This is a genomic window from Polyangium jinanense (genome assembly GCF_028435265.1).
Lineage (GTDB): Bacteria > Myxococcota_A > Polyangia > Polyangiales > Polyangiaceae > Polyangium > Polyangium jinanense.
Window position 1 is genome coordinate 103,981 of sequence record NZ_JAGTJK010000021.1, and the last position, 20,160, is coordinate 124,140.

The window sequence follows — 20,160 nt, forward strand, 5'->3', positions numbered from 1 at the left end:
CTAGGCACGTTCATCCGAGCGACGCTACACGCGGTGCGGAGGAGTCCGGATGCTACCTCCTTTCATCATCGAACAAATCCGACAACGGGAAGAGAGGGAGCGCCGGCAGCGTGAGGAGAACCGACCGCGCCTGGAGCTTCCGCTCGAGCGGTTCCCGGCTCCGCGTCGACCCGGAGGCGGGTCGAAGGAGCCTCACGAGGATGAAGACGACCCGAATCGCGGCGTGATCATCCTCGAGATCGGCTGATCTCCCGTCTGTCCTCTCGAAAACGCCGCGCGTGCCCGCGTGGCGCTTCTTCCCTCGTTTTCACCCGAACCCCATGTTTTTCGCGGCCGCGGGGTGCGTCCGGGCCGCAAGTTGGCAAGAACCTCCATGCTGAGGACCGGACGGGACGAATTTGCGTCTTGTCGGCCTTGACCGGTGGGGGGGTTCTGCCTACCCTTCGCCCCCCGTTCCCCTGGCGTGGTGCGTCGGGGGACGCGAATGCGCGCGGGTCATGCCCGCACCCGGCAAGCGCCGGATCTCCAAGAAGACCGAGGTTCACCGATGGCCGTTCATATCCGCCTCGCCCGGGCGGGCACGAAGAAGACCCCGTTCTACCGTATTGTCGTCGCCGACCAGCGTTCTCCGCGCGGAGGCCGGTTCATCGAACGTTTGGGCACGTACGACCCGCGTCGCAACGAGATCCGCCTGGACACGGCTCGCGTGAAGCACTGGCGCGACGTGGGGGCGCAGCCCTCGCACACGGTCGAGCTTCTGCTGAAGCGCCCGGACGTCGTCGCGGCGACGGTGGCGAAGTAACGAGGCATGGCGCCGTCTCCTGCGTCCTCCACCATGCTGCTGGATCTCGTCGCGCTCATTGCGCGGTCGCTCGTGGATCATCCCGAGAAGGTGACCGTCCGCGAGGTGACGGGAGACAGGTTCCCGCGCATCGAGCTCAGCGTGGCGCGTGAGGACATCGGCAAAGTGATCGGCAAGGATGGCCGCACCGCGCAATCGATCCGTGCGCTCCTCAACGCGGCCGCCAGCAAGGCGGGCCTCCGGGCCCACCTCGACATCCTGGATTGATCCCGCGTAAGCGCGCCACGAACGAGGCCGAAGCCCCGCGACGGTTCGTCGCCGTCGCGGAGATCGCGCGTGCCCACGGGATCCAGGGCGAGGTCCGCCTCAAGCTCTATCACGAGGGCTCCGAACTGCTCGGGCAGCGGCCGACACTCAAGCTGCGTCTCCCCGACGGCGCGGAGCGCGCGGCCGACATCACGTCGATCCGGAGCGCGAACAAGGCCGTGCTCGTGCGGCTCGCGGGTGTCGCGGATCGGGATGCCGCCGAGGCGCTGCGCGGGGCGATCCTGCTCGTCCCGCGCGACGAGTTCCCGCCGCTCGAAGAGGGCGAGTTTTACGCGTGCGATGTCGAAGGCGCGCGCGCCGAGCTCGGCTCCGGCGAAGTCATCGGTCGCGTTCTCACGCTGGCCTCGTACCCGAGTTGCGAGGTGCTCGTCGTCGAGCGCGCGGACGGCAGCAAGATCGAGGTCCCGCTGCTCGACGACTTCGTCGAATCCGTGGACACCGACGCCGGGGTCGTCCGGCTCGTCACGCTCGACGGCCTGACCTGACGAGGCGCGCGCATGCGTGTCGACATCGTCACCCTCTTCCCCGAGATGTTCGAGCCATTCCTGTCGACAGGGATGGTCGGCCGCGCAGCGCGCGCAGGCGCGCTCGACGTGCGTTGTGCGAACTTGCGCGAGCACGGGCTCGGTCGCCATCGCAGCGTCGACGACACGCCGTACGGCGGCGGCTCGGGCATGGTGATCCGCGTCGACGTCGTGGTGGAGTGCATCGAGGCCCTCGAGCAGAAGGCGCGCGAGGGACGCGAGGGCGCGGACGCCACGCGCTCGCATCGTGTGTTGCTCTCGCCGCAAGGGAGCGTGCTCGATCAGCGCAAGGTCGAGGCGCTCGCTGCGCTTCCGTGGATCACGCTCGTATGTGGCCGTTACGAGGGCTTCGACGATCGGGTGCACGCGTTCGTCGACGAGGAGATCTCGCTCGGCGACTTCGTGCTCGCGGGCGGCGAGGTGGCGGCGATGGCGATCGTCGACGCTTGCTCGCGGCTCTTGCCCGGCGTGCTCGGCAGCGCGGACTCGGCGATGCACGAGTCACACAGCACCACGATGGACGGGCTGCTCGAGTATCCCCACTACACGCGACCCGAGGAGTTTCGCGGGATGAAGGTGCCCGAGGTGTTGAAAGGCGGTAACCACGCGGCGATCGCGGCCTTCCGGCGCGAGCAGGCCGAGGCGCGCACAGCGGCGCGCAGGCCCGATCTCCTGGAGCGGGCGAAGCGCCTGCGCGCCGAGCGGAGTTCGTCGTGACGAAGGTCGCGCTCGCTCTGGTTCATCACCCCGTGCTCGATCGCGGCGGGGAGATCGTGACGACCGCGATCACGAATTTGGACCTGCACGACATGGCCCGGAGCGCGCGCACGTTCGGCGTGCTTGAGCTGTACGTCGTGCACCCGGTCGCGGCGCAGCGGCTTCTCGCCGAGCGCATCCGCGATCACTGGGTGAACGGCTCGGGGAAGAAGCGCATCCCCGATCGCGCGGATGCGCTCGACGTGCTGCGGATCGTGCCGAGCTTGGAAGACGTGTACACCTCGCTCGCGCCGGGCGTGGGGCGCGCGGGGATCGAGCTCTGGACGACGGCGGCCTCGGCGAAACGTGGGCCCGTGACGAACTATCCCGACGGGCGTGCGCGTCTCTCGCAAGCGGACAAACCCGTGCTGATCACGTTCGGGACGGGGTGGGGCCTCGCGGGTGAGCTCGTCGCGTCGGCTGACGTTCGCCTCGCGCCGATCCACGCGGCGAAGGACACGGGCTACAATCACCTGAGCGTGCGCGCGGCGTGCGCGATCGTGCTCGATCGGCTGTTCGGGTAGCTCGATCGCGGCGCGGGCGGCGCGCGGGGAGGCAGGGCGGATGTCCGCGAGCGACGTCGATCAGCGGATCCGGGAGCGAGCCTTCGAGCTCGGCTTCGACGTGGTCGGCGTGGCGCGCGCCGATGAGCCGCTCGACGTCGAGCACGATCGCTACCGCGCGTTCATCGAGGCCGGGATGCACGGCACGATGCGCTACCTCGAAGAGCACGTCGAGGCGCGGCGAAGGCTCGACACGGAAGCGATCCTCCCGGGCGCGCGGAGCGTCGTCTGTGTCGGTCGCCGTTACGCCCGCTCGGCCGAAGCCGAGGCGCATGATCCAGAGGTCGCGCGCGGGATCGCCCGCTACGCGCGTGGGCAGGACTATCACCTGTTTCTTCGCAAGAAGCTGCGCCGGCTCGCCGAGTTCATCCGCGAGCTCGGGCCTGGCATCGACGCGCGTCCGCTTTGCGACATCGAGCCGGTGATGGAGCGCGCGTGGGCCGCGCGCGCAGGGATCGGGTTCGTCGGAAAAAACGGGCTCGTGATCGTCCCGGGGCAGGGGAGCTTCGTCATGCTCGGCGAGGTCGTCACGACGCTCGTGCTCACGCCGGGCGTGCCGATGCACGAGCGTTGCGGAGCGTGCACGCGTTGCCTGGATGCATGCCCGACGGGCGCGTTTCCCAAGCCGTTCGTGCTCGATGCGCGTCGGTGCATCTCGTACCTCACGATCGAGCAATACGAGGCGCCGCCCGAGGAGCTCCGCGCGAGGATCGGGGAGCACCTCTTCGGTTGCGACGTTTGCCAGGAGGTTTGTCCCTACAACCGCACGGCGCCGCCGCCCGACACGCGCACGCAGCAGTTTCATCCGCTGCCGCGCTGGTCCGAGACGCGGCTCTCGGATCTCGCATCGATCGAGGAGGAAGCGTTCCCCGAGACGATCCAGGGGACGCCGCTTCGGCGGGCGCGTCGCGGAGGGCTCGCGCGGAACGCGGCGATCGTCGCGGCGAACAGGCTCGCGCGGGATCCCGAGGGGCCGAGCGCAGAGGACGACCGGAGGACCTTGGAGCGGGCCGCAGCGCATGACGACGCGGCGGCGCGCGAGGTCGGTGTGTGGGGGCTTTTGCGGATCGGGAAGGTTCTCCCGGAGCCTGGATCCAGCGGCCACGACGAGGGCGTCGTCGATCCCGACGCGCCGCCCTTTGCGCCGCGCCGCTGAGCCGCTAGGTGGGCCCCGTGGGGATCGGTGACGACCTCGGCAAGCTAATCGACGATCTGCGCCGGCACGACTCGGTGCTCTGGCGTCGCGCGCTCGACGCAGGCGTGACGCACGGCCCGCGTCCCTTCGTGCGGTACGCGCCGCCGCTGATCGGGCTCGCCTTCGGGATCGCGCTCGGGCGTCAGCGGCGTGCGGTCCGGAAAAACCTCCGGCGCGCGCTCGGGAAGCGGAACGTGCTCGTCGAGAACGTCGACGTCGCCCGTGTCTTCGCGAGCTTCGCGAGCTGTTTGACGGAGGCGTTTCTCGTGGGGCGCGAGCGTCCCGAGCGCCTCGTGGGGCTCTGCGCGTCGGACGAGAACTACGTGCGCGCCACGTCCGAGGGGCGCGGCGTGATCATCGCGACGGCGCACACGGGCGGCTGGCAAGCCGCGGGCCCGATCCTGCGCAGCGTGCACACGGCCGACGTCGTCGTGGTGATGGCGCACGAGCGCGACGAGCGCGCGGAGGCGCTCACGGACGACGCGCGCGACAAGGCCGGTGTGAGGATCGTGCACGTGGGGACGAGCCCGCTCGACGCGCTGCCGCTGCTCTCGCACCTGCGGCGCGGCGGCGTCGTGGCGGTCCAGATCGACAGGCTCCCGAAGGGTATGCGCGGGCGCGAAGTCACGCTCTTCGGCGAGCCGTTCGTCGTTCCCGAGGGCCCGCTCTCGCTCGCCGCCTTGAGCGGGGCGCCGATCGTGCCCGTCTTCACGCGGCGGCTGGGTTACATGCGCTACGAGGTGCGGAGCTGTCCGCCGATCTCGCTGCCGCGCCGGCCCAGCGAGGACGAGCTCTCCCTCGCCGCGCGGCGCGTCGCCGCCGCGATGGAAAGCTTTTTGCGCGAGAACCCCACGCAGTGGTTCCACTTCGAGTAAAGAGACCCCGCCATGGCAAGACTCCACGTGGGCGTGCACGCGCTCCAGGGCGACATCAAGAAGTACAAGGATCAGCTCGATCTGGTGGAGATCCGCCCGATCGACACGTCGCTGCCCGGCGCGCCCGGCTTGCGAAAGTGGCGCAAAACGGCGCCGCCCGCGTTCGTGTTCAGCGTGGTCTTGCCGCGCGTCGTGGCCGAGCTCGTCCCCGGCAAGGAGCTCGACGACGCGCTCGCTACCTCGCTCGAGGTCGCGACGACGCTCGAAGCGCGCTGCATCGTGCTCTCGACGTCGACCGAGATCCGACCGACCGCCGCGAACAGGAAGCGCATCGCCGCGCTCTTCGAGCGCATCCCGGCTGAAGGCGCGCTCCGCTTCTGGGAGCCGCGTGGCATGTGGGAGCGTGAAGACGTGATCGACACGGCACGCGCCGCCGGCGTGCTGCCCGTTTTCGATGCTGCGCGTGACGATCTGCCGCGCGGCTCCGTGGTCTACACGCGCCTCCGATCGCTCGGCGCGCAAGCCATGCTCTCGGCCGCCGCGCTCGATCGCGTGGCGAAGAGGCTCGGCGAGCGTCGGGACATTTTCTTGGTGGTCGAAGGAACGCGCGCGGCGGCCATCCGCGCGAAGACGACGCTCGTCGCCGCGCTCGCGCGAGCAGGCCGCGCGCCGGAAGCGGGATCGATCGCGGCGCCGGTCGCGCCGATCGTGCGTCCGCTCATCGCGGAGGACGAGGAGCAGTGATCCGCGGCGCTCTCGCACTCGCACGCTCGGCGACCACGCAGGGCCCGGCCCAGGCCGTGCTCGACGCAGGTGGCAGCGCCGCCGACGCGGTCATCGCAGGGTTTTTCGCAGCAGCAGGTCAGGATGCCTCCGTGCTCCTCTCGCCCGTCGTGGCGATCGTGGCGGGCGGAGGCGCCGGGGCGCGCGTGATCGACGGACGCTCGCTTCAGCCGGGAAAAGGCGCCGCTCGCCCGCGCGGGTGGAAGACCGAAAAAGAGATCCCGACGGGCGCGTACGTGGCCGTGCCGCGATCGCTCGGGCTCGTCGCGATCCTGCATGCGGCGCGAGGTCGATCGGGGCTCGGGGGGCTCGCGCGGGCCGGCGTCACGGCGGCGGAGGCCGCAGGCGCGACGAAACGCGCAGCGCTGCTCAAGCGCGTGGGAGCAGCAGGGCCCCTCGCGCTCGCCTCCGAGGAGGCAGTGAGCGCGCTTCTCGCGGCGGGAGGGCCCGTGGCGGGCGGCATCCTGACGGCCGAAGATCTGGAGAGCGCGATGCCGGAAGACGTGCCGGCCCGGTCGACGTCGCTCGGATCGGACGTGACAGCGCTCAGCGTGCCCTGGGATGCGCCGCTCGGTCGGCTACCCGTGGCCGACGCGATCCTCGCGTGCGACGGTCGAGGCCTCGTCGCAGCGCTAGTTTTCGTGCCGACGCGGCGCGAGCAGGGCGTGCTCGTGCCAGAGCTCGAGCTCGTGCTCGGCCGGCATGCGCAGCCAGTGCGGCGCGGCGTTCCACGGACATCGCCAGGCGCGCCGCTCGACATGCCAGCGCCGCTCGGGATCGTGAGCAAGGCCGGGTTTTACGCGGCGGTCGCGCTGCTCGGGAAGGCGGGCGTCGACGTCGCAGCGCTGCGGCCGCTCGCAGAAGGCTGGCCAGCGGAGACGGCCGTCGCAGATCTGCGCGAGCAAGCGGGCGCATTCACAGCGATGGCGCTCCTGCGGGATGCGCGCGACGCGCGGTTCCTGGTCTCGACCGGAGACGGGGCCGCGCGATCCGACGAACCCTGAGCAGGTAAGCGTAGCGCCGGGGTTTCACCCCGGGCCCGTCTGGTCAACGATGGGGCTACGCTCGGCAAGCCGAGCTACGCCCCAAACCCCGGGCCTGTCCGCCCCTCGACCCGCACCAGGGCAAGCCCTGGACCTCATCCATCGACCGCGGTGCGGTCGATGGATGAGCAGACAAAAAGCAGGCGCGCCCCCGAATGGAGGCGCGCTGTTCCGCGAGGCGCGGCGACGAGCCCAGGCCAGCGGCCTAGAGCGTGATGCCGTACCGCTTCGCGTACGCGACGACGCCGAGCTTGTCGATGCTGCGGATGTCGCGCGTGGTGAGGCTCAGCGTGACGTAGCGCTTGAGCTCCGGAACCCAGAGCCTGCGGGTCTGGATGTTCACGTTCTGCCAGCGCTTGGTCTTGATGTTCGAGTGGGAGACGTTCTGCGCCAGAAGCTTCCGTTTCCCAGTGATGTCGCTCTTCGCCATGACGTCCTCAGCAGGCATTTCGCGCGCGTCTCGCGCGGGACCCGTCGCTCGGGGCTGCGGAAAGTGGCGGAAGAGGCCGGGCATGTCAAGCACGAGTGCAGTGTTTCCATCTCGAACGTGCGGGCCGGCCACGGCGAACGCTTCAGGAAGGGCGCATTCCCTTGGGGAGCGGCGGCGTCGCATGGCGGGGATCGTCCGGCCAGGCGTGTTTCGGGTAGCGGCGCCTGAGCTCGCGCGCGATGGCCGGGTAGTGCCGCTCCCAGAAGCCGGCGAGGTCGGTCGTCACCTGGACCGGGCGCTGGTTCGGCGCGCAGAGGTGGAGCACGACCGGCACCCGTCCCCGCGCCACGCGAGGGCCCTCCGCCAAACCGAAAAAGTCCTGCAGGCGCGAGGCCGCCGAGACCGTGCCGTCGGGGCCATATTCGAGCCGCAGCCTTCGTCCGCCCGGTAGCTGCATCGTCTCGGGCGCCCACTCGGCCACGCGCCGCGCTTGCTCCGCGGTGAGGCGCTCGCCGAGCGCCGCGCCGAGATCGGCCTCTCGCAGCTCCGCAAAGCTCTGCCGGCCCATGCAGAGCGCGCGGAGCGTCCCCACGATCGCGGGCTCGTCGAGCACGGGCAGGCCGGCTTCGGGGCAGTGCGTCCGGACGAACGCGACACGCGCGAGCCATGTATCGAGGCCATCGCCGCGGACGAACGTGCGGTATCCGCGAGCGCAGGCCGCCTCCGCGAGGGCCTGGCCGATGCGCTCGATCGAGGCGGGATCCGTGGCCGCGACGCGCGACTCCTCCAGCACGAGGCCCTCGTACGCGAGACGTCGCGTGACCTCCACGCGCTCCTGCGCCGCGTTCCATCGCACGTCGGTCGTGTCCGTGATCGCGTCGGTGAACAGGTCGAGGAGCCAGTCGGCCTCCACCGCGCTCGCAGCGCGCACGACGACGCGGCCCTTCGTGCCCTCCGTTCGTTCCTCGACGTCGACGGCGACCACGTACTCCTCCGCGCCGAGCACGCTCGACTCGGCGAGCACCGCCGAGCCTCCCGTGGCGAACACGATCTCGCGGCCACTCCGTCCCGTCGCGGTTTCCGGTCTGCGCATGCGGCCCACGCGATCGGGGTAACCCGCGAGTGTCGCGAGCAGGAGAGCGCGTTCGCGATCGAGCGCGCTCGCAGGGCGCAGAGCCTTGCGATGATCGACGAGGCGCGCGAGCTGCTTCACGGCGCGATCGACGGCGAAGACACGCGTCGGATCCAGGCCGAGCGCGCGAAGTCGATCCGGCGCGTGCCCTTCGAGCTCGGCCATCTCCAGTTGATCGAGCGCATGGAGCAGATCCGATCGGTGCTCCTCGACGCGCCCGCCACCGCGACGCGAAGACGCGCCCGAGACGCTCACCTCGCGCTCGCCGAGCAGCGCCGCGAGCACGCACCCTTCCTCGGCGACGCCACGCGCCTCGGCCTCCACGATGAGCCGCGCCTGCCGCGGATGCGCAGGGAACCGAAGCATGCGCCGGCCGAGGGGCGTCACGCGGCGCGCCTCGTCGATCGCGCCGATTCGTCGCAAGAGCTCTTCGGCGGCGGTGACGGCGGCGCGTGGCGGTGGATCCAGGAAGGGCAGCTCTTCGAGCGGACCCACGCCCGAGGCGCAGAGCTCGAGCACGGTCTCGGCGAGATCCACGCGCAGGATCTCGGGCGCGTCGTGCTCGGGGCGCGCGAGCAGATCGCCGCGCGTGAAGAGACGCAAAGCTCGGCCCGGTCGTGTGCGTCCCGCGCGACCCGCGCGTTGTGCCGCCGAGGCTCGCGCGATCTTCGCGACCTTGAGCGTCGGCAGGCCCGACCACGGCGCATACGACGCGACCCGCGCAAGTCCACTGTCGATCACCGCGACGACACCGTCGATCGTCACGCTCGACTCGGCCACGTTCGTCGAGAGGATGATCTTGCGGCGATCGGCCGGACGCACCGCGCGATCCTGCTCGGCCGGCGTGAGCATCCCGTGCAGCGGCAAGACGAGCAGTTGCTCCGCGTCCGCGATTGGCCGCAGCGCCTCGCCGGCGCGACGGATCTCCGCGGCGCCCGGCAAGAACACGAGCACGTCGCCGTCGAGCCCCTCGCGCACGAGACGCCGCACCGCGGAGGCGACCTGCGCTTCGAGCGGACGATCGTCCGAACGTTCGAGGTGCTCGATCGCGACGTCGTACATCCGGCCCATCGACCGTACGATCGGCGCGTCGAGCCACGCCGCGATCGGATCCGCTTCGAGCGTCGCCGACATGACGACGAGGCCGAGATCCTTGCGGCGCTCGCGCGTGAGGCGCGCGAGGAGCGCGAGCGCGACGTCCGCGTGCACGTGCCGCTCGTGGAACTCGTCGAGGACGACGACCGAGACGCCTTCGAGCGCCGGATCTCGCACGAGCCTGCGCGTGAGCACGCCCTCGGTGACGAAGCGGATGCGCGTCGCGGAGCTCGACACATCCTCGAAGCGCATCGTGCAGCCGACGGTCTCGCCGAGCTTCTGGCCCATCTCCTCGGCCACACGCCTCGCTGCCATCCGCGCGGCGAGGCGCCTCGGTTCGAGCACCAAGATCTCCCCCGCACCCGCGAGCCCGGCTTCGAACAGCGCGCGTGGCACGCGGGTCGTCTTGCCCGCGCCCGGAGGCGCCTCCAGCACCAGCCGGCGACGTTCGGCGATCGCTGTACAGATCTCGGGGAGCGACGGCTCGATCGGTAAGGTCATCACGCAGCCTGCGATCGCCCGGTACGCTCACGCAGCAGGGCGAGAACGGTCTCGTGATCGTCCGGCGTGAGCGCGATCTTCACGAATCCGCCCCGGTCAATCACGATGCATCGATCCTTGCCGGGCCGAGCCATGTCGAGGTGGAACCAGATGGGCGTGAGGCCCATGCCCCAGATGCGCAGCTCGCCCGTGAGCAGGCCCATCCGCTTCTCGTCCACGCGCCGGATGTCGGCATACGGGATCCGCTTCTTGCCGAGCGGGAAGTAGTATCGCTTGATGGTGAGGGCATCCTCGTCGCAAACGACGTGCTTGTCTTCGTACAGGACAGCCATGAGCGGGACCTGGGGGCAGGTGACCCTGGAGACAATACCCCCCGCCCCTCGCGCGGGGGAGGTGGTGCGGCGATCGGAGCGGCTCGATCTGGCCCGCACCCGGGTCTCGATGTAGAAGGGACGAACGGACCCTTCGGGGCCGGAGCGAGTGAAATCATGCGAGTGCTCGTCTGCGAAGATCAGGACGCCATCCGCCGGATGATCGAGACGCTGGTCGGTTCGAGCGGTCACGAGGTGGTGGGCGTCGCCACGGGAGCGAAAGCCGTGGAGCTCGCCTCGACCGAGCGGTTCGACATCCTGCTGCTCGACCTCATGCTCCCCGGCGCGCTCGACGGCTTCGAAGTCTGCGCGCGCCTACGCGCTCACGAGGCGACGAAGGATCTGCCGATCTTCGTGATCAGCGCGATGGACGACCCGGAGTCCCGCGCGCGCGTGCGCGACGCCGGCGCAACCGCGTTCTACGCCAAGCCCTTCCGGCCGCTCGAGCTCCTGAAGGACATCCAGGCCATCGCGGCCAGCCGCAAGTGACGCGAACGAGCCGCTGATCAGGCGGTTTTTTCGTACGTGCCCACGAGCTCCGCGTGCTCGAGCACGTGCCCTTCCATCGCACGCTCGAGCTCGGCCTTCGTCGGCGTCCCGAGGTCCGGCAAGATCATGTCGAGCGCGTAGAGCTTGTGGAAATACCGGTGCCGCCCGATCGGCGGACACGGGCCGCCGTACGCGTCGCGGCCCCAGTCGTTTTTCCCCATGTGCGCGCCCGTAGGCAGCGAAGCGCCCGCGGATAGGCCCGTCGTGGTCGGCGGGAGGTTGTAGACGACCCAGTGCACCCACGTCCGCTTCGGCGCGCGTGGATCCGGCGCGTCCGGATCGTCCACGATGAGCGCCAGGCTCTGCGTGCCCGGCGGGACCGACGAAAACGCGAGCGGCGGGGATCGATCGTCGCCCTCGCAGGTGTGCTCCTTCGGGATGTGGCCGTTCGGCCCGAACGCGGCAGACGTGATCGTCAGCATGCTCCCTCCTCGGCGCGCCTGTCTTCGTTTCACCCGCGGCGCAAGGAGCATCTGCGGCCCACAGCGTCGCCCTTCCATCCCCCGGTGGACGCTTGGGGGCGCCGCCCGGATCCCCCCACCGGTTCGGCCCGGTCGGACCTGACACCCTCGCGAAAACGAGATACATCGTGCGCCATGGCTCTACGCGCGAACGTAGCCCGATGCGCGAGCATGATCGCGCTCGGCCTCGTGGTCTCCACGATCGGCTGTCAGGAAGAGAAGAAGCCCGCGGCGCCCATCGCCGACGCGGGCGCGGATGCCCAGACCGGGCCCGTCGTCGGCGGCAAGCTCGGCGAGGCCCTCGCCGCCGCAGCCCAGGCGCCGCCCGCGCAGTCCGCTGGCCCGAAGGACGGCGCCGCAGGAGGCCCGCCCGAGACCGGCATCTTCGAGCCCGCCGCGGCCGACGCCGCCCACGCGCCCACGGCCGCGCCCAAGATCGAGCTCTTCGGCGACGGCAGTGATCCGAAGGTCCCGCTCTCGTACGCGTTCGCAGGCGGCGACGAGCGCAAGACGACGCTCCTGCTCCAGGTGCGCGCGGCGCAACAAGGGCTGCCGCCGCTCGTCGTCGAGATCGCGTTCAAGGCCGACAAGGCGAAGGACGACAAGAAGAAGACCGACAAAGCAGCCGAAGCGGCCCCGGCGGGACAACCCGTGGTCGTGAAGCTCGCGTCGGTCCGCGCGATCCGCGGTGACGTGCCGGCCGAGCTGAAGAATCTGAAGGACAGCGTGATCCGCTATCGCCTGCAGCCTTCCGGGATCGCCACGGATCTCGTGGTCGAGTACCCGAAGGACTCGAACCCGGGCATCGAGCTCATGACGGGTTCGCTGATCGACGCCGTGCTCGCGTCGACGGTGCCCTTGCCGGACAAACCGGTCGGTGTCGGCGCGTACTGGATGGTGACCGACCGGGCGCGCTCGTCGGGCGTGGATGTCCTGCGGTACCGCGTGGCGAAGGTGGAGAAGCTCGACGGCAAGCGGGCGACGCTGTCGCTCGAGGTCCGGCAATACGCGACGAACACGACGCTCGGCCTGCCCGGCTTGCCGAAGGACGTGCCCGTCTCGCTCGAGCGCTACGAGTCGCGGGGCAAGGGCGAACTCGAGGTGGGCGACAGCCGGTTCATGCCCGAGCGGGGGCAGATCGCGCTCGTGATGCAGTCGCTCCTGAAATCGCCGAATCAGCCGGCGGGTCAGCAGCTCGTGATCCAAACGGAGACGAAGGCCGCGCTCGGGGCCGCACCCTGACGGGCAAGACGGGAGCACGTGGAGCGGGCGATCCCGACCGCTCTGCGACGTTCCCGCCCTGCACGTTCCTTTTTGGCGGAAGGGGGCGTTGGCGACGCTCGTGCATAAAACCCCTGTGAGGAGGCGCGGCGGGCCCGTCCGAAGGCGGGGTCCTCGCGGTACAGCATGGGGGACGCCAAGAACAAGGACACCGCGGGATCGGAGATCCCGGCGAGCCTGTCGAATTTCCTCGCCGAAGCCTCGCTGACGGAGGGGCAACGCCGTCGCATCGCCCTTTTTCGGAGCGTGGAAAACGCGGTCTGCTCGCGGATCGAGCAGATCTGCGTGACGAGCGGGATCGACGTCGTGGACGTGGCCGTGCTCGTGGTCGACGTCTCCGCGCACGAGCTGTTTTTCCAGGACGACGAGCCCGTGGGCACGTGCGTGCTCATCGGGCACCGCGACAAAGTCCACGCTTTCCTGCGATCGGCGCTCCCTCCCGCGGAGGACGCTCCGTTCGATCCGTACGAGGATCTCCGCACCGCCGCGCCCGCGCGTTGCGTGCGCGTGATGATCGTCGACCACGAGTCGCTGACGGTGATGAGCTACGGGACGTTCGTCACGGTACGGCTCGACGCCTCCGAGATGCCGGAGGCGTGAGCGTCACGAATTGCCCGGCTGGATCCAGGGCGGGGGGAACGCAAAGGTGCTCCCGCCCGGCGGCCGAATGCCCGCCTTGTGTGCCACGACAATCTGGACGCGCGGCCCCACGCGCATCTCGAGCGGCCCGTGCTGCTCGTGCAGGTCGCCGTCGAGCACGTACCGCACCACGCCCGAGCGAGCTTCCAGGATCGCGTGCTCGGCGAGGTGGTCGTACGTGTGCTCCTCGCCCATCGGGCGTGCTTGCCAGATGTCCGGGAGCTTCTTGACGAACCCGAGCGCGGTCGTGTGGATGCCGAGAATGTGGAAGCGGCCGGGGACGTGGCCCGAGCGATAGAAAGGCCGGAAACCGAGGCCAATCTGGTCGACCGTGCCCGCGGCGATGCAGAGGTAGTCCCGCATGGGCAAACGCACGCCGCCGGAGAGCTCGACCGAGCCTTCCCAGCGCTCGGCGACCGGCGTCTTGAGCCCGAGCAGGACGTTCTTGCTGGCCTCGTAGAGCGTGCTCGCTGCGTGGACGGGGTTCGGCTCGGGGTGCCGGTAGTACTCGGCCATGTATCCGTGGATCGCGCCCGTGCCGAAAATGAACCCGTAATGGTCATTGATTCGCATCGTGCTGCGCTCGACCACCTGGAGCGAGCCTTTTCCGCGCTCGTTGTAGCGGGCGATCAGCGCGGCGAGCAGGCCGTCGGGCTTGCCGCGGGGCACGCCCACGGCGTTCGCGACCGTGTTCATCGTGCCGCCGCGCAGGAACGCGATCGGCGGGAGCGGCTCGTCGCTGTAGACCTCGAGGAATCCGGTCAGGGTGATGTGATTCGTGCCGTCTCCGCCGGAGATGCCGAGCACGTCGATCTTGAGTTTTCGGAAATCCTCCGCGATTCGAGCGAGGTCCTCTCGCGTCCGCGCGGTGCGAACGACGCCTCGGTCGCCGAGGGTCCGTGCCAGCCGCGAGGCCGCGGCCGGGTCGCGACGGTTCTGTCGGGAGCGAGGATTGAGAACGACGCCAATGCCACCCATGTGATCATCCGTTACGGGATTGCGTCGAAACGTCAAGAACTTCGCGACAGCGAAACGCAATGAAACACCTGCGAAATGGCCTTCGCGGAGGTGGCGACTCGATTACGCGCGTCGTTCGAAGCGTTCGATCACGACTTCCCGCGGGGCGTTTTCCAGCGGGCCTCCAAATGGACACGCACGATATCGGCCATGAGTCCGATGTGCGCGCAGTGATCGGGCTTGTCGTCGCCGGTGTAACCGCGGACGTGGAAATCGCCCTTGTCGTAGCGGCGGATGAGGTCGAGCCCGAGCACGTCCGCGCGCTTGGCCTTCTTGGGCTTGCCCTTGAGCTCGCCGATGACGTAACTCGCAACCTCCGTCGTCGACGCGTAGCCGGGCGGGATGATCGACGAGTGGCTCAGGAACATGAACGCCTGCTTCTTGGCCGCGCGCTTGGCGTAATCCACGAAGACGTCGATCTGCCCCGCCTTCAGGGCCTTCGAGCGCTCGTCGATGTAGCCCGTGTGCAAGGAGTCGAGCAGGATGACGGCGTCGACGCGCTTGCCCGACGGCTGGCGGAGGATCTGTTCGATGGCCCCGTAGCCCGCGCTCCAGGACGAGAGCGCGAGCTTGCGGACGTGCGCCTTGGCGTTGCCCGTCTTCTTCGCCATCGCCGCCTCGACGCTGGCGAGGAGCTGCGTGAAGGTGTTCGGCGCGGCAAACCCCTGCGCGTACGCGCCCGAGCCAATGCCGAGGTCGATGCCGACGAGGACCGAGCCCTTGGCCGTCTTGACGAACTCCTTGCGGATGGGCTCGTGGCCGTGGAAGTGGACGATGAGGTCGAAGCCGCCGCTCTTCGTGATGCCGCCCTTCTTCGGGGCGATCATCTGGCCGATCGTGGGCTCGTTCGACCAGCGGTCGTAGATCCCGAAGCCCGGGTCGGGGGTCATGCAGGGGTGGATGCCGCCCCGGCGCTTCTTCGCGGGCGCGCTCGCCTGCTTTCCTTCGCTCTTCGGGGCCGCCGCACCGGCCGGCTCGGCCTTGGGCGCGACGAGGACCGCGGGCTTGTTGTCGGCCTCTTTCTTGGCTTCCTGGGCCTCAGGCTTGGGCGCGGCGTCCTCCGCCGACGCAGGCAGGGACGCGAGGAGGGAGCTCGCTGCGACGAACGAGACGAGCGCGCCGATGCGGTAGAGGCTCTTCGAGGAAAGGGAAAAGAAGCGCATCCGGGTCTTTGCCTCCTCGCATGAATACGGCGGAGAGGCCACTTTATTGACGCGGACGGCCAGGCGCGTGAAGAAAGTTCTGCGGATTCAGCGGCCGGGGTAGCCGCCGCCGGGCGGATAACCGCCACCAGGAGGCATGCCGCCCGGGGGAAAACCGCCGCCGGGGTAGCCCTGGGGCATGGCCTGCTGCGGGTAGGGCTGGGCGGCGCCGGCGTCGGCGGCGGCGAGGATCTGCTCCTCGGCCTGCGAGGCGAGCTGCGCGACCGTGGCGGCCTGCTCCTGCGCGGAAAGCTTGCTGAAGAAGGCCCAGAACTCGGGCTCGCGGCCGACGTGCACCGTCGAGAGGACGAGCACGATGGGGACCGCGGGCTTCTCGATGTCCGCGAGCTCGGTGGCGCGCGTGCGCCAGTTCGCGAGGCCCTCGAACATGCGCACGGTCCACTGGAAGCCGAGGCCGAGGAGGAGGCCGACCATGACGCCCGCGACGAAGATGTCGGCGTCGAGCGGGAACACGATCGCGGCGATGAGGCCGCCCACGCCGGCGCCGATGACGAGGCCGGGTTCGCCGCCGTTGTGCTGCGAGGCGAGCGTGAGCAGGGCCGCGGCCTGCATGCCGGAGTTCCCCGTCTTCGCGGCCTCGCGCAGGGGCAGGAGCGTCGAGAGGCGCCGTGTGGCGGCCGCGCGCACGCTGAGGAAGCTCGCGAGGAGCGCGACGACGCCGATGAGCACGCCGAGGCCAACCGCGAGCTCGCGCGGGAGCAGGCCCTTCGGCAAGGGCTCGCGCACCTGCGCGGTTTTCGCCTTCTCCTGCTCGGCGTCGGCGGCCTTCTGGAGCGTCGCCTCGGCCTCCTTCGTCGCCTCGAGCACCTTGTCGACCGGCGCTTCGCTGAGCGCCGCGAGCAGCTTGCGCGCGGCCTCGACCTGCGATTTGTAGTCCTCGCCGACGGTCACGGCGGCCGCCGTCGCGACCGCTTCCCAGCCCTTCGCCGCCTCGGGTTTGGCGCCGGTCACGCCCTCGACGAGCGGACGACACGGCGCGAGCAGTTTTACCTGTTTGTAGGCGGGGAGCGCGGAAGGCCACGCGAGATCGACGTCGGGCTCTTTTTCCTTCGGCGGCGGCGGCTTCTTGCCTTTCGTGGGCGGCGGCGTGGCGCTCGGCGTGGCCGTCGCGGCGAGGCGCGCGGCCTTCGCGGAAGCCTTGAACACGGGGATCTCCGTGTTCAGCCGATCGGCGGCGGTCTGGCAGGCCTTCGCCTGCTGCGCCTTGGTCTCTGCGGCCTTCGCGGCGGCGATCGCCGCGGGGTCGGGGATGAGCCGTCCTTCGGCCGTGACGAGCCGCACGACCGCGCCTCCGAACGAGAGCACGAGCACGGTCAGCGCGATGATCGTCCAGCGCATCTCCTCGCGTCGGGTGTAGACGTTCACCGCGATTCCCCCATCACGGAATCCGTGGCCCCAGAGCGGCGCCGGCAGAGCCTCGACATGTCGTCTCCACGTCTAACCGAGACGGCCGAAAACCGCTACCTTCTGGACGAGGCCCTCTGTATTTCCGCGGTGCGTCGGCCGGAAGGTGGGCCCGTCGGAACTTTCTGGTGTAGGGGACTCGGCAACGTGTCAGTCGTCGAACGAGCGTCCGCCGGAGCGGAGGCGGCCCCGCAGGGCCCTTCACTCGAAGAGGTCTATGCACCTCCGAAAAACGCGGCACCGGACGCACCGCGGCGCGAGGCCGAGGAGAAGGTCGCGGAGAGCCCGCTTCGCGCGGCACCGTGGGTCGCCACGACGTACTTCGGCGAGGGGCTCCCGTACTCGATCGTGCATCAGGTGAGCGCGGAGCTCTTCACGGCGTTCGGCGCGAGCCTGCAGGCGATCGGATACACGGCGTTTTTCGGCTTCGCGTGGAACGCGAAGTTCCTCTGGAGCCCGCTCGTCGACATGTACGGCAAGAAGCGCGGCTGGGTCGTCGCGACCCAGATCGCGCTCGGGCTCGCGGTGCTCGCGCTCGCGATGCCGGCCGATCGCGGGGATCTGCTCGTGGTGACGTGGGGGCTCATCGCCGTGTCGGTGCTCGCCGCGACGCAGGACATCTCGGTGGACGGGTTCTACCTCGACGCGCTGCCCGAGAAGCGGCAAGCGGCGTTCTCGGGGCTGCGCGTGGCGGCGTTCCGGGTCGCGATGCTGGTCGCGAAGGGCGGGCTCGTGGTGCTCGCGGGGATCGCGGGGGGGTGGCGCTACGCGTTCTTCGCGGCGGGCGCGATGATGCTTCTCCTCGGCGTGGGGCATGCGTTGTTCTTGCCGCGTCCCTCGGCGCCCGCGCGTGCCGAGGTCGAGGCGCGCGTGGTTCGAAACGCCGACGCTTCGTACCTGCAGGCGTTCGTCACGTTCCTGCGTCAGCCCAGGGTCGGGCTCGTGCTCGCGTTCATCCTGACGTTCCGCGCGGGCGACGCGCTCATGTTCGCGATGCACACGCCCTTCCTGAAGGATCTCGGCCTGAACCTCGCGCAGCGCGGGTTCGTGAGCGGCACGTGGGGCACGGTGTCCTCGATCGCGGGCTCGATCCTCGGCGGGATGGTGGTCTCGCGGCTCGGCCTCGAGCGGACGCTGAAGCCGATCTCGATCCTCCAGAGCGCGGCGATCCCGCTCTACGCGTGGCTCGCCTGGACGCGGCCGGGGATCGCGGCAATCACCGCCGTGGTGCTCGTCGAGCAGTTCGTGGCCTACGCGGGATCGGCCGCGTTCATGGTCTTCATCATGCGGCGCTGCCAGGGCGCCTACCGGGCCTCGCACTTCGCGATCGGCACCGCGCTCATGTCGCTGGCCACGACGCTCGCAGGCTCGGTGAGCGGGCACCTCGCGCAGAGAGTCGGGTTCACGACGTTCTTCCTGCTCGCGTTCGTGGCCTCGATCCCGGGTGTGATCCTGTCGATGTTCGTCCCGACGAACCGCGCCGACGAGGAGCCGGCGAAGGCCGCGGCGGCTTAGACCGCGCGCGCGTCGTCGCGGGGGAGCTCGGGAGCCTCGGCGCTGCGCAGAAGGGCCTCGCTGTGCGGAGGCGCTTCGGTCTGTGGATCGCGGACGACACGCGGGACGATCGCGCTGTCTTTCCAGGCGTAGAGCCCGCCTGTGATCGCGCCCTGTTCGTCGCTCGTGAGCCAGACGAAGGGGTGTTCGCCGAAGCGCGGGGTGCCGTCAGGGCCATCCATGGCCGCGGACCACGAGCCGCTGTTGCCGATGAACACGTCACCTTCCCACGAGCCCTCGGGGTTGTGCGTGTGGCCGAAGACGACCGCGCGGGCGCCGTGGATCTTCGCGACGTTCCGCATCACGCGGCCGACGCGCAGCCACGTCTCGGCGAGCGGAGGCTTGGGGACGAGGCGATCGTAGAGCATGAAGACGAGGAGCGGCACGATCCCGCCGAGGAGCCCGAGCGGCATGCCCACGGCGCTGATGAAGAGAGCGCCGAGCGCCGCGCCGACGAGGATCACGAACACGTGATCGACCCAGAGCTCGCGCACGACACGGAGGAAACGCGACTCGGCCGGCGGCTCGAAGAGGCGGGCATGACGCGCGACGGCCGCGACGCGCTCGCCCGTCTCGCGGGCGCAGGCGAGCACGTTGCCGCGGTAGCGCGCGCGGCAGAAGGGCCGCCGTGATCGCCAGAGGCGGGCGAGGATCCGCGCGGTGCCGAACGCCCAGATGAGCGCGAGCCAGCGGCGCGAGAAGAGGTAGTAGCGCGCCCAGTGCAGGAGGTAGCCGAGCTTCGTCATCATGACGGAGCTGTCGTCGTGCGGGTTGAAGTAGCCGAGCCGCGAGACGAGCAGCCGCGTCCCCATCGAGCCCATCGTCGCCACGATCTCGCGCCCGCCGTCGTCGTACGGGGCCATCGGGTAGCGGTAGCTGCAGTAGGGATCGTAGAGGTGGCCGTGCTCGATGACGACACGATCGGGCGTGACGTGCATCCACGCGCGGAAGTGGATCCGCGCCGCGATTGCGGCCCGCGCGCTCGGGCTGCGATCGCGCGCCCGCAAAGCGCACGCGGCGTCGCAGAGGCGCGCCGCGAGGTGCGCGCGGACCTCGGGCAGCGTGAGCAGGACGTCGTGGTTGCCCGACACGATCACGATGTCGTGTCCCTCGTCGAGGACACGCCCGAGCGCTTCCAGGACGATCGGGTGATCGTTCAGGATCGCCGCGATCGCCGGCACGCCGTGCTCGGCGTCGCGCGGGAGATCGTGGCAGGCGCTGCGACCGTCGATCACCCGCGGAGCGTCGAAGTCGAAGACGTCCCCGTTCAGCACGAGCGTCATCCGCTGCCCGCGGACGGCGTGGAGGACCGCTTCCAGCATCCCTGCGATCTCGCCGTCCGGCAGGAAAGCTCGCTGCCGATGACGCATCCACGGACCCGTCCCCGGCTCCACTTCGCAGAGGTGGATGTCGGAAATTACGAGCGTGTGATGCATTACGTTAAGGATGGCACGGCGGCGGGGTGGGCGCCTGCCAGGGGATCTCCTAACGGCGCGAAATCATTGAGAACGGACGGGGAACGTCAGCGGCGGTTGGGCAGGGGAAAAGGCGGAGGAGCCGGGAGTTTGGGGGCGTAGCTCGGCTTGTTCCGAGCGGGCCCCCAAACGTCGAAGGGCCTTGCGGAGGGGGGGCGCG

At 69.9% G+C, this 20,160-nt stretch carries 21 protein-coding genes; 13 read left to right on the plus strand and 8 right to left on the minus strand.

Annotation, left to right across the window (positions count from 1 at the left end; translation table 11 throughout):
• Nucleotides 1-547 precede the first annotated feature (547 nt).
• Genes rpsP through KEG38_RS30890 form a run of 9 tightly spaced genes read left to right on the plus strand, consistent with a single transcriptional unit; the run spans nt 548 to nt 6,829 of the window.
• Nucleotides 548-802 (plus strand): 30S ribosomal protein S16, encoded by a 255-nt coding sequence (gene rpsP / locus KEG38_RS30850; protein WP_272423510.1) that lies wholly within the window; start codon nt 548-550, stop codon nt 800-802.
• A gap of 6 nt (nt 803-808) precedes the next feature.
• Entirely contained in the window at nt 809-1,069 is a 261-nt protein-coding gene (locus KEG38_RS30855; RefSeq protein ID WP_232379670.1) for a KH domain-containing protein, read from the plus strand.
• Nucleotides 1,066-1,614, plus strand: coding sequence for a ribosome maturation factor RimM (rimM, locus tag KEG38_RS30860; protein WP_272423511.1), 549 nt, complete (start codon nt 1,066-1,068; stop codon nt 1,612-1,614). The genes KEG38_RS30855 and rimM overlap by 4 nt, the downstream gene beginning before the upstream one ends.
• Nucleotides 1,615-1,626: 12 nt before the next feature.
• Nucleotides 1,627-2,370 carry a tRNA (guanosine(37)-N1)-methyltransferase TrmD gene (gene trmD, locus KEG38_RS30865; protein ID WP_272423512.1) on the plus strand — a complete coding sequence of 248 codons (744 nt, stop codon included), beginning with the start codon at nt 1,627-1,629 and terminating at the stop codon, nt 2,368-2,370.
• Nucleotides 2,367-2,933, plus strand: a complete 567-nt coding sequence (locus KEG38_RS30870; RefSeq protein ID WP_272423514.1) for an RNA methyltransferase — start codon at nt 2,367-2,369, stop codon at nt 2,931-2,933. Before trmD ends, KEG38_RS30870 begins: the two co-directional genes overlap by 4 nt.
• 40 nt (nt 2,934-2,973) lie before the next feature.
• Nucleotides 2,974-4,128 carry a tRNA epoxyqueuosine(34) reductase QueG gene (gene queG / locus KEG38_RS30875; protein WP_272423515.1) on the plus strand — a complete coding sequence of 385 codons (1,155 nt, stop codon included), beginning with the start codon at nt 2,974-2,976 and terminating at the stop codon, nt 4,126-4,128.
• Between the two features lie 17 nt (nt 4,129-4,145).
• Nucleotides 4,146-5,042 (plus strand): lysophospholipid acyltransferase family protein, encoded by an 897-nt coding sequence (locus KEG38_RS30880; RefSeq protein WP_272423516.1) that lies wholly within the window; start codon nt 4,146-4,148, stop codon nt 5,040-5,042.
• Between the two features lie 12 nt (nt 5,043-5,054).
• The gene (locus tag KEG38_RS30885) at nt 5,055-5,786 is read left to right on the plus strand and encodes a DUF72 domain-containing protein (protein ID WP_272423517.1); all 732 of its coding nucleotides are present in this window, start codon (nt 5,055-5,057) and stop codon (nt 5,784-5,786) included.
• On the plus strand, nt 5,783-6,829 hold the full coding sequence (locus KEG38_RS30890; RefSeq protein WP_272423518.1) for a hypothetical protein: 1,047 nt from the start codon (nt 5,783-5,785) through the stop codon (nt 6,827-6,829). Before KEG38_RS30885 ends, KEG38_RS30890 begins: the two co-directional genes overlap by 4 nt.
• Before the next feature lie 244 nt (nt 6,830-7,073).
• Here the strand turns inward: KEG38_RS30890 and rpmB are convergent, their stop codons facing one another.
• The 3 genes from rpmB to KEG38_RS30905 all read right to left on the minus strand — a co-directional run bounded on the left by rpmB (nt 7,074) and on the right by KEG38_RS30905 (nt 10,358).
• Entirely contained in the window at nt 7,074-7,298 is a 225-nt protein-coding gene (gene rpmB, locus KEG38_RS30895; RefSeq protein WP_272423519.1) for a 50S ribosomal protein L28, read from the minus strand.
• Between the two features lie 142 nt (nt 7,299-7,440).
• Complete coding sequence (gene hrpB, locus KEG38_RS30900) at nt 7,441-10,026, minus strand: ATP-dependent helicase HrpB (protein WP_272423520.1); 2,586 nt, start codon at nt 10,024-10,026, stop codon at nt 7,441-7,443.
• Nucleotides 10,026-10,358 carry a PH domain-containing protein gene (locus tag KEG38_RS30905; RefSeq protein WP_272423521.1) on the minus strand — a complete coding sequence of 111 codons (333 nt, stop codon included), beginning with the start codon at nt 10,356-10,358 and terminating at the stop codon, nt 10,026-10,028. The genes hrpB and KEG38_RS30905 overlap by 1 nt, the downstream gene beginning before the upstream one ends.
• Before the next feature lie 156 nt (nt 10,359-10,514).
• Between KEG38_RS30905 and KEG38_RS30910 the strand changes: the two genes are divergently transcribed.
• Nucleotides 10,515-10,886 carry a response regulator gene (locus KEG38_RS30910; protein WP_272423522.1) on the plus strand — a complete coding sequence of 124 codons (372 nt, stop codon included), beginning with the start codon at nt 10,515-10,517 and terminating at the stop codon, nt 10,884-10,886.
• A 17-nt stretch (nt 10,887-10,903) separates the two neighbouring features.
• Here the strand turns inward: KEG38_RS30910 and KEG38_RS30915 are convergent, their stop codons facing one another.
• Nucleotides 10,904-11,368 (minus strand): YbhB/YbcL family Raf kinase inhibitor-like protein, encoded by a 465-nt coding sequence (locus KEG38_RS30915; RefSeq protein WP_272423523.1) that lies wholly within the window; start codon nt 11,366-11,368, stop codon nt 10,904-10,906.
• 210 nt (nt 11,369-11,578) lie between these two features.
• On the opposite strand from KEG38_RS30915, the gene KEG38_RS30920 reads away from it, so the two are divergent.
• Together KEG38_RS30920 and KEG38_RS30925 are read left to right on the plus strand one after the other, a co-directional pair.
• Nucleotides 11,579-12,649, plus strand: a complete 1,071-nt coding sequence (locus KEG38_RS30920; protein WP_272423524.1) for a hypothetical protein — start codon at nt 11,579-11,581, stop codon at nt 12,647-12,649.
• A gap of 165 nt (nt 12,650-12,814) precedes the next feature.
• Nucleotides 12,815-13,288, plus strand: coding sequence for a hypothetical protein (locus tag KEG38_RS30925; RefSeq protein ID WP_272423525.1), 474 nt, complete (start codon nt 12,815-12,817; stop codon nt 13,286-13,288).
• 3 nt (nt 13,289-13,291) lie between these two features.
• Here KEG38_RS30925 and KEG38_RS30930 read toward each other — a convergent pair whose 3' ends face one another.
• The 3 genes from KEG38_RS30930 to KEG38_RS30940 all read right to left on the minus strand — a co-directional run bounded on the left by KEG38_RS30930 (nt 13,292) and on the right by KEG38_RS30940 (nt 16,932).
• Complete coding sequence (locus tag KEG38_RS30930) at nt 13,292-14,305, minus strand: diacylglycerol/lipid kinase family protein (protein ID WP_272423526.1); 1,014 nt, start codon at nt 14,303-14,305, stop codon at nt 13,292-13,294.
• 128 nt (nt 14,306-14,433) lie between these two features.
• Nucleotides 14,434-15,507, minus strand: a complete 1,074-nt coding sequence (locus tag KEG38_RS30935; RefSeq protein ID WP_272423527.1) for a hypothetical protein — start codon at nt 15,505-15,507, stop codon at nt 14,434-14,436.
• An 87-nt stretch (nt 15,508-15,594) separates the two neighbouring features.
• Nucleotides 15,595-16,932 (minus strand): hypothetical protein, encoded by a 1,338-nt coding sequence (locus tag KEG38_RS30940; RefSeq protein ID WP_272423528.1) that lies wholly within the window; start codon nt 16,930-16,932, stop codon nt 15,595-15,597.
• 186 nt (nt 16,933-17,118) lie between these two features.
• Between KEG38_RS30940 and KEG38_RS30945 the strand changes: the two genes are divergently transcribed.
• Entirely contained in the window at nt 17,119-18,486 is a 1,368-nt protein-coding gene (locus KEG38_RS30945) for an MFS transporter (RefSeq protein WP_272423529.1), read from the plus strand.
• Here KEG38_RS30945 and KEG38_RS30950 read toward each other — a convergent pair.
• Complete coding sequence (locus tag KEG38_RS30950; protein ID WP_272423530.1) at nt 18,483-19,961, minus strand: hypothetical protein; 1,479 nt, start codon at nt 19,959-19,961, stop codon at nt 18,483-18,485. The genes KEG38_RS30945 and KEG38_RS30950 overlap by 4 nt on opposite strands.
• Between the last annotated feature and the right edge of the window lie 199 nt (nt 19,962-20,160).

What these genes read in the sequence shown, in the direction of transcription:
- KEG38_RS30920 (WP_272423524.1), top strand. Translation starts at nt 11,579, where the DNA reads ATGATCGCGCTCGGCCTCGTGGTCTCCACGATCGGCTGTCAGGAAGAG.
- KEG38_RS30905 (WP_272423521.1), bottom strand. Translation starts at nt 10,358, where the DNA reads ATGGCTGTCCTGTACGAAGACAAGCACGTCGTTTGCGACGAGGATGCC.
- KEG38_RS30915 (WP_272423523.1), bottom strand. Translation starts at nt 11,368, where the DNA reads ATGCTGACGATCACGTCTGCCGCGTTCGGGCCGAACGGCCACATCCCG.
- KEG38_RS30925 (WP_272423525.1), top strand. Translation starts at nt 12,815, where the DNA reads ATGGGGGACGCCAAGAACAAGGACACCGCGGGATCGGAGATCCCGGCG.
- KEG38_RS30855 (WP_232379670.1), top strand. Translation starts at nt 809, where the DNA reads ATGGCGCCGTCTCCTGCGTCCTCCACCATGCTGCTGGATCTCGTCGCG.
- rpmB (WP_272423519.1), bottom strand. Translation starts at nt 7,298, where the DNA reads ATGGCGAAGAGCGACATCACTGGGAAACGGAAGCTTCTGGCGCAGAAC.
- hrpB (WP_272423520.1), bottom strand. Translation starts at nt 10,026, where the DNA reads ATGACCTTACCGATCGAGCCGTCGCTCCCCGAGATCTGTACAGCGATC.
- rpsP (WP_272423510.1), top strand. Translation starts at nt 548, where the DNA reads ATGGCCGTTCATATCCGCCTCGCCCGGGCGGGCACGAAGAAGACCCCG.
- trmD (WP_272423512.1), top strand. Translation starts at nt 1,627, where the DNA reads ATGCGTGTCGACATCGTCACCCTCTTCCCCGAGATGTTCGAGCCATTC.
- KEG38_RS30950 (WP_272423530.1), bottom strand. Translation starts at nt 19,961, where the DNA reads ATGCATCACACGCTCGTAATTTCCGACATCCACCTCTGCGAAGTGGAG.
- KEG38_RS30885 (WP_272423517.1), top strand. Translation starts at nt 5,055, where the DNA reads ATGGCAAGACTCCACGTGGGCGTGCACGCGCTCCAGGGCGACATCAAG.
- KEG38_RS30935 (WP_272423527.1), bottom strand. Translation starts at nt 15,507, where the DNA reads ATGCGCTTCTTTTCCCTTTCCTCGAAGAGCCTCTACCGCATCGGCGCG.
- KEG38_RS30930 (WP_272423526.1), bottom strand. Translation starts at nt 14,305, where the DNA reads ATGGGTGGCATTGGCGTCGTTCTCAATCCTCGCTCCCGACAGAACCGT.
- queG (WP_272423515.1), top strand. Translation starts at nt 2,974, where the DNA reads ATGTCCGCGAGCGACGTCGATCAGCGGATCCGGGAGCGAGCCTTCGAG.
- KEG38_RS30910 (WP_272423522.1), top strand. Translation starts at nt 10,515, where the DNA reads ATGCGAGTGCTCGTCTGCGAAGATCAGGACGCCATCCGCCGGATGATC.